Genomic DNA, 14218 nt, shown 5'->3' on the forward strand with positions numbered 1-14218 from the left:
CCAGTCCTCTTACCGCATAGGCTGTCAGAAGTACCGTCGGCGCGGAAGCGATCTCACGGCCTACCAGCACCTTCTGTACATTACCGCCGGACAGACGGCGGACCGGGGTGGAGATACCCGGGGTTACTACCTCCAGTTCCTCAACCACGGACTGGGCCAGCTTCCTGGACGGGCGGCGGTTTGTAAAGGGTGTTTTTCCCCTCCGGAAGGAACGGAGCATCATATTGTCAGCCAGGTCCATGTTCGCCACCAGGCCCATACCCAGACGATCCTCCGGCACGAAGGAGAGGGACACGCCCATTTCAGCAATTTTCAGGGGATCTTTGCCAAGCAAAGGCTCCTCGTGGCCGTCGTCCTCCACGTACCCGATGGTTCCGGATTCCACCGGCTGCAGCCCTGCGATGGCCTCCAGAAGCTCCTTCTGCCCACAGCCGGAAATGCCTGCGATACCCAGAATCTCGCCGCTCTTTGCCGTAAAGGACACATTTTTTAACTTCTGAATACCATCCTCGCTGCGGACGGACAGATCCTTCACCACGATACGCGGCTTCGGATTCACCGGATCCGGGCGGTCAATATTCAGGGTCACCGCATGACCTACCATCATGTTGGTCATCTCGGTGACGGTCGTGTCTTTGGTCGCCATGCTGCCGATGTATCTGCCGTCCCGGAGGACTGCCACACGGTCAGACAGGGACTCTACTTCGTGCATCTTATGGGTGATGATGATAATGGCCTTGCCGTCGTCCCGCATTTTCCGGAGGACACGGAATAGCTTTTCGGTCTCCTGGGGCGTCAGCACGGCGGTGGGCTCGTCCAAAATCAGAATATCCGCGCCGCGGTACAATACCTTTACAATCTCCACGGTCTGCTTCTGGGATACCGACATATCATAAATCTTCTGCTTCGGGTCTACCTCGAAGCCATATTTCTCACAGATCGCCTCGATTTTCTTCGAAGCCTCTTTGATATTCAGCTTTCCCTCCAGACCCAGGATAATGTTCTCTGTGGCGGTAAGCACGTCGATCAGCTTGAAATGCTGATGCACCATGCCGATACCAAGATTCAGGGCGTCCTTCGGGGTCTTGATGACCTCTTCCTTTCCATTGATAAAGATCTGACCCTCATCCGGATAATAGATACCGGCCAGCATATTCATCAACGTGGTTTTTCCGCTTCCGTTTTCGCCCAGAAGCGCCAGGATTTCGCCCTTGTAGATATCCAGATCTACCTTTTCATTGGCAACTACAGAGCCAAAGGTCTTTGTAACGTTTTTCATTGAAACTGCGGCTACTTTGGTTTCCATCTTTTGTTTCCTTCCCTCGTTTATGACGGATCCGCAAAACGGATCAAAAGGACGGCGCGGCATATTCGCTGCTGCGCCGCCCTGTGCTTTTTACTTAAGCGTAAGCGTTCAGGCTCGTATTAGAATGCGGTATCCAGAAGATTGATACCGTCGATATTTACATTGAAGTACGGAGCAGAACGGTACTCAGACTCATGGAAGTATCCGTCGCTTACGACCTCATGATCCGGTGTATACTCTGCATCGGTATCTACATCTGCCTCGTAGCTGGTCAGCTCCTGGCCCTCTACGGTGAAGGTAGAAGTATCAAATACATGCAGGTCGCCGGACTCGATCTTGGCCTTTGCCTCGTCGATGGCTTCCTGTGTTCCCTCTGCCACTGCGCTTCCCAGGGTGCTCAGCTCTACAGAACCGGTTGCCAGAGTTCCTGTCCAGTCAGCGTCGATGGCCTCTCCGTTTGCTACGCAGTTGATTGCGTACTCAAAGTACGGCTCCCAGTTTACTCTGGAGGATACCAGGAAGGTATTCGGGCATGCGCTCTCGGTGCTTCCGTTGTAGGATACGTTCGGTACGCCTGCGGTCTCACATGCGGTGGGAGCTCCCATGGAGTCTGCATGCTGGCTGATCAGAACACAGCCGTCCTGGATCAGCTTGTTTGCTCCCTCTTTCTCTGCTGTCTCATCGTACCAGGAACCTGTGAAGGTTACTTCCATGGTAGCGGTCGGGCATACGGAACGCGCGCCCAGGAAGAAGGAGGTGTAACCGGAGATAACCTCTGCGTAGGTAAATGCTCCGACGTAACCAATCTTAGCCTGCTCTGCGGTAATATCGCCATTGTCAATCATCTCATTCAGCTTCATGCCTGCGGCGATACCTGCCAGGTAACGTCCGTCATAGATGGAAGCGAATGCGTTGTGGAAATTGTCCAGATTCTCGGTATGCGCCTTGGTTCCGGTTGCGTGGCTGAACTGTACCTCCGGATTCTCCTTGGCTGCCTCGATCATGTAATCCTCATGTCCAAAGCTGTCTGCGAAGATGAAGTTGCAGCCTGCGTCTGCCAGCTCGCATGCTGCCTCATAGCACTCCTGACCCTCCGGAATATTTGTTTTCGTCATGTACTCAACACCCAGCTTCTCGCATGCCTCTTTTGCGGCATTCATGAAGTTCAGGTCGTAGGTGGAGTTCTCATCGTGCAGGAAGATAAAACCTACCTTGACATCTGCCAAGGAAGCCTCTCCCTCTGTTGTGGTGGACTCTGCGTCTGTCTCTGTCTTGGTGTCCGCAGAAGCCTTGTCAGCAGATCCGCCGCAGCCTGCCAGCATGCCGACGGTCATAGCCAGTACAGTAATGAGACTAAGTACTCTCTTTTTCATAACGTTCCTCCTATATGTTTTCCCATTATTTGGATGTTGAGTCTGTCGTTATCAGTCAATTCTCAACATGTTAAAGTATAAGTGTCTGACTCGTACTTTGTCAATATATTTATTAATTTTTGTTAAATATTTTATTCACTTATAAGTTTATCTTATATGTTTAATGATGACGTCTTATAACAGTAGAATCACATGACGAAAAACGGATGCCCTGTGAGGCATCCGCTGTTTCGTTTGCTTTTTGTCGTTGCTTTACTGTTTTGTCAACCGTCTGTAACTTCGATCGCTTTAATCAAAAACTCATTGCCCCGGCGGAGATAGGTGTGTTCACTGCCGCAGTGGGGACAGGTCCTGCCGTGGGCCACGGTAGGATATTCCTGCCCGCAGTCCTCGCAGAAGGTGACGGCGTCGATCTGCTCGATCTTAAGCTCTGCTTCCTCCGTCACAGGCTCCTTTTTCCGGGCCCAGTTCCAGCAGTCGATGAGGTAATCGTGGATGATGCCGGTGACCTCGCCGATTTCCAGGGTGACGGCGGAGACTTTTTTTACATTATTTTCCTCCGCCACCTTTTTTACGTCGCGCACGACGTAGAATATCACTCCCAATTCGTGCATAGTATTAAGTTCCTTATTTTTTATTCAAAATAGATTTTTATTTTTCCTTATTTGTAACGATCTTCACCGCGCGCTTCAGCTGATAGGGCAGGATATGCTTGAACTTATCCTCGGCCTTCACCATCTTCGAGCACTCCGGATGATCCCGGCGCAGGGTAATGGCGTCAAACTCGCACTTGGTAGTGCAGACGCCGCAGCCGATACACTTATTCTCGTCCACGATGGTGGCGCCGCAGCCAAGACATCTTGCCGTCTCCTTGCGCACCTGCTCCTCGGTCAGAGTCAGATGAGCGTCCTTAAAGGATTTGGACGGTACTGTCTCGTCCACGCCCTCGATCTGGCGGGAGGAATTATCGTAGCTCTCTACGGAAATATTGCTCTTATCCAGCTCGTTGAACTCCCAACGGTTCCGTCCGATGGTCATATGGCCGTTGTGGACGTAGCGGTGCAGGGATTCTGCCGCGTAGTGGCCTGCCGCGATGGCGTCGATGGCGAATTTCGGTCCTGTATACACGTCTCCGCCCACGAAGATATCCGGCTGTCCGGTCTGATAGGTCAGCTTATCCGCCACGATGGCCGGACCGTTGAAGGTTACGTTCTCGCCCTCCAGCAGATTGCCCCAGACGCTTCTCTGGCCTACCGCGAAAATCACGCGGTCACAATCAATCCGGATGGTCTCATTTTCGTCATAGGTCGGCGCGAAGCGACCCTCTGCGTTCTTGACAGAGGTACACTTCTTAAAGATGATACCGGTCACCTTGCCGTTCTCGGTCAGAACCTCCTTCGGTCCCCAGCCGTTCTGAATCTTTACGCCGTCTTCTTTTGCCTCGCGTACTTCGTCATCTGCTGCAGGCATCTCTGCCTCAGACTCCAGACAAAGCATATGAACCTCGCCGGCTCCGCTTCTGGCGCTGACTCTGGCCGCGTCGATGGCTACGTTTCCGCCGCCTACGACCACGACTCTTCCGGTGTAAGAGGTCTTGCCGGTGTTGGCCTCCCGCAGATAATCAATGGCTGTGGTGGTGCCTTCCGCGTCGTCTCCGGGCACGCCGGGTCTGCGGCCCGCGCTGCAGCCGATGGCGATATAGAAGGCCTTATAGCCCTGCTCACGGAGCTCTTTTAAGGTCACATCTTTGCCGACCTCCACGCCGGTCTTAATCTCCACGCCCATCTCGCGCATCACGTCGATTTCCGCTGCGATGACGTCTTTTTCCAGTTTATAGGAGGGGATGCCGTAGCGGAGCATACCGCCGGGCTCCTCATTCTTCTCAAATACGGTGGGACGATAGCCCTTCTCCGCCAGATAGAAGGCTGCGCTCATACCTGCCGGGCCGCCGCCGATGATGGCGATCTTCTCCGGGAAATGATCCATATGGATGCTGGCCGGGATGACCACGGGCGGAATGTAGCGGGTCTCCGCCTTCAGATCCTGCTCTGCGATGAACTTCTTCACTGCGTCGATGGCTACGGCCTGGTCGATGGTGCCTCTGGTGCAGGCATCCTCGCAGCGGCGGTTACAGATACGGCCGCAGACTGCCGGGAACGGGTTCTGCTTCTTAATCAGAGCCAGAGCCTCCTGATATTTGCCCTGGGAGGCCTTTTTTAAGTAGCCCTGTACGGCGATGTGTGCCGGACATGCGGTCTTGCAAGGAGCGGTACCGGACTTGTGGCTGTTGATGCGGTTGTTGTCGCGGTAGTCCGGATCCCATTTGTCCTTGCCCCATTTTACGGCGTCCGGAAGCTGCTGCTTCGGATACCTGACCTCACTGCCGTCCTTCTGACAGAGCTTCTGACCCAGACGGGTAGCGCCTGCCGGGCAGTACTCCACGCAACGGCCGCAGGCCACGCATTTATCCTTATCCACGTGCGCCACATATGCGGAACGGGACATGTTCGGGGTGTTGAAAAGCTGAGAGGTCCGCAGCGCGTTACAGATATTTACATTACAGTTACAGATTCCGAAAATCTTGTTGTCACCGTCGATGTTGGTGATCTGGTGTACGAAGCCATTTTCCTCGGCGCGCTTTAAGATGGCCATGGCCTCCTCGTAGGTGATGTCGTGGCCCTTGCCGGTCTCGCGGCAGTAGTCCGCGAAGTCGCCCACGCCGATGCACCAGCCGAAATCATCGTCTGCCACGCCCTCGCCGATAACCTTACGGGAAGCACGGCAGGAGCAGCGGCCCACGCCGATGTGACCCTCGTATTTCTTCAGCCAGTAGGACAAGTGCTCGATGTCCATGGACTGATTTTCCATGGAAATGGCTTTTTCCACCGGGATGACATGCATTCCGATGCCTGCGCCTCCGGGCGGTACCATCTGGGTAATGCCGGCCAGGGGAATGAACGTCATGCGTTCAAAGAAGGCAGCCACGTCCGGATGCTCCTTAAGACGGGGATTGCTTCCGTCCGGCAGCTCCTCCATGTTGAACAGCTCGGCGGAACCGGGCACGAACATGGGCAGAATATATCTGCGCTCCGTCTGTTCCCGGGTGCGGCCATTGTGGTCGTAATGATAGCCGTAATCGTACTCCAGAAGTCCGATATAGCTCATCTCATCCAGCAGCTTCTGGAATTTTTCTTCACCCTCCTTCGGGATTTTGTTCAGGTGGCACAGCTCGGAAAAGGTGTAGGGCACGCGCTTTTTCATGGATAAGCCGACCTCTGCCATCTCCTCGGTAATGATTTCCGCCAGACCCCAGTATTCCGGATCCTCCACCTTCACGCCGCCCATGATGTGTCCGGCTACGTCGGTGATTTTCCGTCCCAGCTTGATGATTTTCTCACCGGGGGCTTTATCGTTTTTGTGGTTCGCGGGCCACTGGTTGTATTGTTCCATGTCAAACATAGGGTCATCTCCTTTTTCTTTTTAATATATTTACTCCGGCGCGCAAGAATTAGCTTCTGCGAAGCTAATTCTCACGGGCTTCGCCCTATGAAGACAGCCAGAAACTGTGCCTGTGAAAGCGAGCTTTCCCATTCACAGTTTCCGTCTGTCTTCGCACGCCTCATTGCTTACGTGAAAAGTGTAACTCTCTTAACCCTTCCACTTCGTCACACACCTGCTTCAGTCCGCAGACCCCGCAGTCCATGGTGAGGTTCTGCATCATATGGTCTAACGTCCCGGTAATTCTTTCACTTTCCCGGCCAAGCGCTTCCAGCTCCTGATACGGGAATCCATTCGCCGTCACATAATGGATTTCCACTGCCTCCACCTCTGGGTGGCTGTGAAAGGCCGCGATCATCCGGCTGCCGGTCTTCGCGAAATTCAGACCTTTTTTCAGGGCTTCTTTGCCAATACGGACGCTCTCCCGCCGTTTGGAGGAAGATACCCGCAGCATGAAGCCCTCCGGGTAAAAATGGTAGCGGGTATACTCAAGATTCCGGATAGCCCGGTAGAGCTTTTTCCCCTCGCCCAGGGTATCCTCGCCCACCCGTACCAGGGCGATCCTTGCAAATGGCGTATCAGCGTCGATTTCCGGCAAATCCGTCCCGGTTAAGAACACGCCGTCGCCGGGAACCAGATCCTTCGAAGCTGTCACCAGGGTAACACCCAGGGCCGGCAGGCTGCCGCCGCCCAGCTCGTAGGCCATGTCGCTTCGAAGAATCATGCTCCGGTCGGAAACGGAGGGCCAGGCTGTGGCGTCGTGGGGCAGCTGCTGCTTTTCACTGCTCAGCAGTGCCCGGACTTTCCTTATGGTTTCATCATACAGCTTCATTATAAATGCTTATCCCTGTCGATTTTATCGTAATGCTTTTCAAAAAGCGGCGCCAGCGCTGCGGTCAGCTTCATATCCAGATTGAAGAAATAGACCGCAAAGGACAGGACGAACAAAACTGCCGCAATAATCGCGATTATCACGATTGCATGTAAAATTCCTGTCATTCTTTACGCCTCCTTCGCCATGCCCTTCTGTCTCGCGAACTCCGCCGCTCCCAGGGCTCCCATGAGCTGCGGATCCATGGGAAGCTCGGTAACCTTCAGCTTCAGTACCTTTTCAATGGCCGCTTTTAGCCCATCGTTCTTGGCACAGCCGCCGGTCAGGGTCACGCTTCCTGCGGCTCCGGCCTTTTTGCTCATGACAAAGCAGCGCTTCGCCACGGAAAGCTCGATGCCCGCCGCGATCTCGTCCATGGGCTTGCCCTCGCCCACCAGGGAAATGACCTCGGACTCAGCAAAAACCGTACATTGGGACGTAATCGGAATCACATTTTTTGCCTGTAAGGAAAGTCTGGAAAACTCGGTCAAATCCATTTCAAAGGCTCTGGCCATGGCCTCGAAGAACCGTCCCGTTCCCGCCGCGCATTTGTCGTTCATGGCAAAATTCAGCACCGTGCCATCCGTATCCACAGCGATACCTTTTACGTCCTGTCCGCCGATGTCGATAATAGCACGGACGCTCGGATCCGCCACATGGACGCCCATGGCGTGACAGCTGATCTCGGAGATATTTTCATCCGCAAAGGGCACCTTATTGCGGCCATAGCCGGTGCCCACCAGATAGGCCAGGTCCTCGGCGCTTCCAAGCTCCGACACCTTCTCCACAGCCTGTTTCAGGGCATCCTCGGCACTTAAGACCGCGTTGATGCGGCTTCTTAAGGTCACGTCGGACACCAGTTTTCCGGTTTCGTCGATAATGACGCATTTTGTATACGTACTTCCGGAATCACATCCGCCAAAATATTTCATGTCTCTCTCCCCCTTCTTACCATGCAGAGCCTGAATTCTTACCATGACTGCTCATCCGTCAGAATCTCCAGGCTCGGATCCAGCGGTTCTTCCCGGAACACGGTCCGCATGTAACGGTTTACCTGATCGCGGATGGCCTGTCTGGAAATGACTCTCGGATCAAACAGGTCGTGGGTTACCCAGATCAGATGAATGCCCTTCTCCCGGGCCTTCTCCTCAAACTGGCCGTGCATACCGGTCAGAGCCTTGCAGCTCATGTGCTCCCAGAGAATAACCGTGTCGGCCCGGAACTCCTCGCAGAACTCCCAGAGCTCGTCCAACAGAACCCTGTAGCCGCCGTGAGTCCGATTTCTCATGATCATATTCTCGGTCAGCCACGCCATATCGTAGATGGCCTGCTCCTTGTCATCCTCGGACAGCACCCTGGTGGACACCATGGACAGCATATCCGTCAGCGGCAGGATGCCCCAGCAGTTCTGCAGCCAGATCAGGAAATCAAAGTAGAAATGGGACTGCACACCCCAGACGATGGCCCTGTGGCGGTACTCCGGCAGGACCTTATGCTTCGCCTTGTAAGCCTTCTCCGCCAGCGCCGTGATCCTTCGGTCTGCCTCCAGGAAGTCCGGATCCTTGCCGCAGATGGCCATGTAATTGGTCTCTGTATACAACGCCAGGTTGGATCCGAATACCTGGGGGTAATCGGTCTTATTCATTTCCAGCCACTCCAGACGGTGACGGGTGGACTCATTCACGCGCCCGGCACAGGTGAAATAGGCATCCCAGTCCCATTTTTCCCCGGTCTGCTCCTCAATGAACTTGATACAGTTCCTGATTTCCTGGGCCGCGTATTCCTGCACGTCCTCCTCCTGATGGCGGAGCGGCGCTGCCAGCTGGAAGCAGGGCACGCCGTCCTCCAGCTCCAGCCTCTTGGAAATGACGCTGTTGCCCATGAGTGATCCGTCGCAGGTGGTGTTGCACTGTACCGCGCAGGCGCCCAGTATCGGAAAATCGTCGTCGATGGATACGCCCGCCTCGGCCTCCGGCATGGGACATACGTCGCCGGGCAGACCGTATTCCTGTGCCACGTCAATGTAATGGCAGGCCCCGTACTGATTCAGCAGCACCGATACGTAGACCGCCGGGGTCTCGCGGCTCAGGCCCTTCAGGGTCGGGAAGCCCATCATCACGGCCGTCATCTCATTTTCGTCCATCAGGACCACCTTGTCGGACAGCTTCTTGTCGTTGCCGATGCGGCGATCCGCCTTGAACAGATTGTCCAGAAGCTTCGCCACGTCCGCCATAACCAGGTCGAACTCGGTATGGGCGATACGAAGCTGCGGACCGCGCAGCCCCTGGGTGTGCCGATCCACCATCATGGGCGCGGCCAGATAGTTGGCCATCCAGCGATAGCGGAAAAAGGCTTTGATGTTCCGGGGCTTCACGATGAATTTTGACAGAATCCCCATAATATGTAACCAACGGGTGTAATCATAAAAGGTGTCCTTCAGTCCCCGCCATTCTCTGCGGTTCCGAACCTTGCCGGTGGTGTAGAAGCTTCCCAGCGGCTCGCTTCCCCATTCCTTTCCCATTATTTTCCACCTCCCTGGATTTTCTTAATCTCGATACTCTCCACAAACGCCTGCACGCGGGTCCGAAGCTGTCCCGAATGACCCACCGCGTAGGGGCGGTCCACCGACAGCACCGGGTAATGGTACTCGTCCCGAAGCACCTGGGTTCCCACGGTCCGCTCATAGGCCCAGGGGTCACAGAACTTCATCTGCTCATAGATAATGCCGTCTGCATGGTAATCCTCCGCCAGCTTCGCCACATAGGCCCGCCGTTCCTGAATCTTCTCCTGATTCATATAGCGGGCACACTGAGCCCGGTTCATGTACTGACGGCAGACCTGCGTCAGGGCGTCCTCATCCTCAGTCAGCACGATCTCGTCCCTGCCCGGAAATGATCCATAACAGAAGCGGTCGGCGCACACGTAAGCGCCGCAGTCCTCGATGAGCTTCACCACATCCACGTCGTCCACCTCGGAGCCCACCAGCACCACCCGGGCACGGTATTTCTTTGTGTCCGGTTCTCTGGTTTTCAGTTCCTCCAGGGTCTCTTCCAGAACCGGAATCAGCATCTCCTTCGGTGCCACATAGGTAGCCATGGTCAGGATATGGAACTCGTAGCCGGTGATGCGCGGATGCTCCTCCTTTCGGTATTCGCCGATGGCGCGGATCAGCTGACAGACACGGTTGTGCTCCGCCACGGCCTGACGGATGGCACTGTCGGACACATCGATGCCGAAATGCTCTTTTAAGGGCGTCAGCACATGGTTCCGGCACTGCAAGATATAGAGATTCAGGCCGTTTTCATCATTTTTCATGGGAATCTCCATGTATTCATAAAAGAAGTCCGGCTTCTCCATGGTGTGCAGAAGCTCCATATTCTCGATGCAGCGGTTCAGCATAGTGCAGCCGTCCGGCGTGATCAGACAGTCCGTGAAGTTGTAGCCGCCTTCCATGGCACGCTCCAACAGAGCTCTGGTGTACTCGCACAGGAAGCTGGTCATATAATAGGTGGCCATTTCCATGGAGCCGGTCCGGGGCGCCCGAAGACGCACCGAGAATGTCCCCGGAAGATTCAGAAGCGGTTCCGGAACATTTTCACAGACCGTGGCGATGCATTTGCGGCCCTCACCCTGGGCCTGACGCACCAGCTCGTTGTTGGCGTCCTCTAAAAGCCGCTCCAGCTCATAGAGATGCTTTAAGTCTTTCATTCCCTCTCTCCCCTCAGTTTTTCTTATTATCAAATGCTTTTAATGTTCCCCGTCCAGCAGACCGATTTTCGTCAGGGCTTCCCATGCGCCTCGGACGATGGCCGCATCCTTTGGCAGGAAAAATACATTTTCTCCCTTAAGATCAAATTCCGCCAGGGCCGCGTCCGACGGGATGTAGGCCAGCACCGGGATATCGCCCATATCCAGATACTGCTTCACATCCATAGAGGGCAGCCGGTTGGCGATGGCTCCCACCTGCTCGTACATGACCAGCTCGTCCGCCACTTTTTTAATGGTCCGGATGACCTGCGTGCCCTTGCGGCTGGAATCGGTGATGAGAAGAAGGTGCGTCACCTTCTCCATGACACGGCGGTTGATCTGCTCGACGCCCGCCTCTCCGTCGATGACCACATAGTCAAAATTGTCAGCCAGAATGCTGATAACCTCCTTCAGGTACAGGTTTACCTTACAGTAGCAGCCTGCCGCCTCGGGACGTCCCACAGCGATGAAGCTGAAGCCGTCAGCCTCCACCAGGGCATCGAAGATGCGGTAACGGGCCTCGCCCAGCAGCTCCACCGCGTCCCGGGTGTCGCCCTTTTCAGCTGCCGCTACGACGGCTTTGCGAATATCATCAATGGTAATTTCCACCTCGATGCCCAGAGCCGTGGACAGCCCCACCGCAGGATCCGCGTCGATGGCCAGGATGCGGCTGTCCGGGTGGTTTTCTGCCAGCAGGCGAACGATGCTGGCCGCAATGGAGGTCTTACCTACGCCGCCTTTTCCGGCAACGGCGAGGACTTTGGTATCATGCTTTTCTTTGTCTGATGGCATAAAATGTTCTCCCCTCTTCCTCTAGCTTCTCCAGCTTTTTGCCTCTCTCACAATCCAGTCAGCCAGCGCCTCTACGCCCTCGCCGGTCTTTGCGGAAATGTAGAGAATCGTGATATTCGGATTCCTGAGCTTCGCATTCGCCTCTAATTTTTCTTTGCTGAAATCAAAATACGGCATCACATCCGTCTTATTCACCACCAGCAGATCGCATTTCTCATACATCAGCGGATACTTCAACGGCTTATCGTCGCCCTCAGGTACGGACAGAATTGTCATATTTTTCACAGCTCCTGTGTCGAACTCCGCCGGACAAACCAGATTGCCCACATTTTCCAGTATCACCAGCTCCGCGTCGTCGAGGCCGAACTCGTAAAGCCCCTGTCTCGTCATATCCGCGTCCAGGTGGCACATGCCGCCGGTGTGGATCTGGATGGACTTTACTCCCGCTTTTGTCATGGTCTCCGCGTCCACCGCCGAGTCAATATCAGCCTCCATCACGCCCATTTTGATACGGCCTTCCAGGGCCTTCGCCAGCGCCAGCAGTGTGGTGGTCTTCCCTGATCCCGGTGAGGACATCAGATTCAGCAGGAATACCTTCTTCTCCTTCAGCTCCTGCCGGAGTCTCTCCGCGTCCGCGTCGTTGTCCGCGAAGATGCTGCGCTTCACTTCTATGATTCGAATTTTATCTTCCATTTCATAACGCTCCCATTCTTTTTGATCGTATATTATCATTTTCTGACATTATTACACACTTGTAAAGTGGCAAAGTTGCCAAAAAAATCACAATCTCTTTTATGGTCGTGGTCTGACCAGATTTTATGTATCTTTACCAGGAAGCCTTCTGTTATTCTCTGGTTTTGGTCTGACCAATTTTCATTGACTTACCCAGGATTCCATGCTATATTGAAGCTGTTGAAGCCGCAGGGTTCCAAAACCATCTGCGGTTGTTTTCTGTCCTGCTTTACAGGAATTTTATAGGAAATGAGGTGCTTACTTGGCTTTTAGGAAAATTGACGCGCCTTCGATTAAGGAGCTGTTTCTGAGCCAGATGGAGGAAATGATTCTCTCCGGCGAGCTGAAGCCGGGAGACAAGCTGCCGCCGGAGCGGGAACTGGCAGATACCATGGGAATCAGCAAAACTGTAGTACACGAAGGTATCCGGGAGCTTTCAAGACGGGGCTTTCTCGACGTGCTGTCCCGGAAAGGCGTCCATGTGGCCGACTATACCAGTACCGGCAACCTGGATACGCTCTTTGCCATGATCCGTTACCGGGGCGGTATGCCGGATCGGAAAATTCTGATCAGCCTTCTGGACACCCGCCTTTACCTGGAATGCCCTGCCCTGCGAATTCTCTGTGAGCGGCAGGATCCGGCAGACCTTGCGAAGCTCTCCGAAATTCTGGATGCTGTCCGGAAAGCCTTAGACCTGGATATCACGGACTTCGCGTCAGCCCTGTTCCTATATCGCCGGACCATCGTAACGCTGACCGGCAACTGCATCTCGCCGCTGGTGATGAACGCGTTTTTCCAGTCTTCCATTACGGCCTGGACCGATTGCTGCGAATACATCGGGCGGGAACGGCTTCTGGAGATTTTGTCAGAAACCAGTGATTGCATCCGCCAGGGCAATGCAGATCGGGCTGTGGAGCTTTTCACCGGGTGCATTGAACAATTTAAAGCGCATCTGAACGATGCTTATTAACCATGTCATTTATGAAAAATAGAAACACCAAAGACATACGCAAAAAAGGAGATTTTTATGAAGCTGTTACATTGGATACAAAAGCAACGGAATCGAAAAGCTGGCTTTACACTGGTGGAGCTCATCGTAGTGCTGGTCATTCTGGCTATCCTGGCTGCGCTGCTGGTACCGGCGCTGACCGGATATATGGATAAAGCGAAGGAAAAGCAGGTGATAGCGGAAACGCGGTCGCTTTTGACGGCGATTCAGACGGAAGCTTCTGAATTGTATGCAACAGATACATTTCCCAAAAATGTTCCTTCTGTCGGTGTCGGTGTCGCTCTCGCTGATAAAACAGCTAACGACGATACTGCTCAGTACTATAAGAAAATTGTATCACTGGCTGAACTTCCCAGTCTGCAGGATGGCGGCAATGGACAATTTTTCTGTGTTGTAAGCCAATCGGGCAAAGTATTTTCTTTGATTTATGACGGTGGAAAAGGCTATACCGGACTATATTTCAGTGAAACTAACGAATATATTGCCACAAAGACGCCAGAGAGTAACTACTACTTGACTGCATATAACTGTAAAGTTCTGGTATGCAATACCTCTGACAGTGTTAGCAGCGAGAATAATCCCTGGGGACGTACTGCTATCCTTATCACTATTGGTCGAAAAGATTTAACAGAATACAATTAAGTTATTATCACTTAAATATTCATTTTCTATTGAAAATATTTATTGACAAGCCCCGCCCCCGTCTGCTATCATAGACCCAGCATAAAAGAGTATTCCGTGAGGGAGTAGTTTGCACGCAAGTGTGGTTTGTCAACAACCTCGGTGCCTGTGGCACCTGGCAAATCTTAAAAAATGAGACTCATGTATACCGTTCTTTTCGGGAAAGGTATATAGGAGTCTTTTTTATGTGCCGGGGTTGTATCTGTGAT

At 53.7% G+C, this 14218-nt stretch carries 13 protein-coding genes; 2 read left to right on the top strand and 11 right to left on the bottom strand.

What is annotated here, in order from left to right; genetic code table 11:
* From ACTRC3_RS10290 to hypB, 11 genes are all read right to left on the bottom strand, one after another.
* A partial coding sequence (locus ACTRC3_RS10290; protein WP_440323001.1) for an ABC transporter ATP-binding protein occupies positions 1-1306 on the bottom strand: 1306 nt, incomplete at its 3' end.
* A 119-nt stretch (positions 1307-1425) separates the two neighbouring features.
* On the bottom strand, positions 1426-2679 hold the full coding sequence (locus tag ACTRC3_RS10295; protein WP_440323002.1) for a BMP family ABC transporter substrate-binding protein: 1254 nt from the start codon (positions 2677-2679) through the stop codon (positions 1426-1428).
* 263 nt (positions 2680-2942) lie between these two features.
* A complete protein-coding gene (locus tag ACTRC3_RS10300; RefSeq protein ID WP_440323003.1) occupies positions 2943-3293 on the bottom strand; it encodes a hydrogenase maturation nickel metallochaperone HypA in 351 nt (116 codons plus the stop codon).
* Positions 3294-3330: 37 nt separating this feature from the next.
* Positions 3331-6129: an FAD-dependent oxidoreductase gene (locus ACTRC3_RS10305; protein WP_440323008.1), complete on the bottom strand. Its 2799-nt coding sequence runs from the start codon at positions 6127-6129 to the stop codon at positions 3331-3333.
* 169 nt (positions 6130-6298) lie between these two features.
* Positions 6299-7009, bottom strand: a complete 711-nt coding sequence (locus ACTRC3_RS10310; RefSeq protein WP_440323004.1) for a carbon monoxide dehydrogenase — start codon at positions 7007-7009, stop codon at positions 6299-6301.
* A complete protein-coding gene (locus ACTRC3_RS10315; protein ID WP_178038792.1) occupies positions 7009-7176 on the bottom strand; it encodes a hypothetical protein in 168 nt (55 codons plus the stop codon). Before ACTRC3_RS10315 ends, ACTRC3_RS10310 begins: the two co-directional genes overlap by 1 nt.
* Before the next feature lie 3 nt (positions 7177-7179).
* Positions 7180-7980 (bottom strand): acyl-CoA dehydratase activase, encoded by an 801-nt coding sequence (locus ACTRC3_RS10320; RefSeq protein ID WP_440323009.1) that lies wholly within the window; start codon positions 7978-7980, stop codon positions 7180-7182.
* 38 nt (positions 7981-8018) lie between these two features.
* Positions 8019-9569 carry a 2-hydroxyacyl-CoA dehydratase gene (locus tag ACTRC3_RS10325; RefSeq protein WP_178038807.1) on the bottom strand — a complete coding sequence of 517 codons (1551 nt, stop codon included), beginning with the start codon at positions 9567-9569 and terminating at the stop codon, positions 8019-8021.
* Complete coding sequence (locus ACTRC3_RS10330) at positions 9569-10756, bottom strand: 2-hydroxyacyl-CoA dehydratase family protein (RefSeq protein WP_440323005.1); 1188 nt, start codon at positions 10754-10756, stop codon at positions 9569-9571. Before ACTRC3_RS10330 ends, ACTRC3_RS10325 begins: the two co-directional genes overlap by 1 nt.
* A gap of 39 nt (positions 10757-10795) precedes the next feature.
* Entirely contained in the window at positions 10796-11587 is a 792-nt protein-coding gene (locus ACTRC3_RS10335) for a nucleotide-binding protein (RefSeq protein ID WP_440323006.1), read from the bottom strand.
* Positions 11588-11608: 21 nt separating this feature from the next.
* Positions 11609-12280 (bottom strand): hydrogenase nickel incorporation protein HypB, encoded by a 672-nt coding sequence (hypB, locus tag ACTRC3_RS10340; RefSeq protein WP_178038805.1) that lies wholly within the window; start codon positions 12278-12280, stop codon positions 11609-11611.
* 301 nt (positions 12281-12581) lie between these two features.
* Here hypB and ACTRC3_RS10345 point away from each other — a divergent pair, with 301 nt between their 5' ends.
* Positions 12582-13289 carry a FadR/GntR family transcriptional regulator gene (locus tag ACTRC3_RS10345; RefSeq protein WP_349165160.1) on the top strand — a complete coding sequence of 236 codons (708 nt, stop codon included), beginning with the start codon at positions 12582-12584 and terminating at the stop codon, positions 13287-13289.
* 57 nt (positions 13290-13346) lie between these two features.
* Complete coding sequence (locus ACTRC3_RS10350; RefSeq protein ID WP_440323007.1) at positions 13347-13970, top strand: type II secretion system protein; 624 nt, start codon at positions 13347-13349, stop codon at positions 13968-13970.
* The last annotated feature ends 248 nt before the right edge of the window (positions 13971-14218 follow it).

Origin of the sequence: Laedolimicola sp. (assembly GCF_051972735.1) — a bacterium.
Taxonomy (GTDB): Bacteria; Bacillota; Clostridia; order Lachnospirales; family Lachnospiraceae; genus Laedolimicola; species Laedolimicola intestinihominis.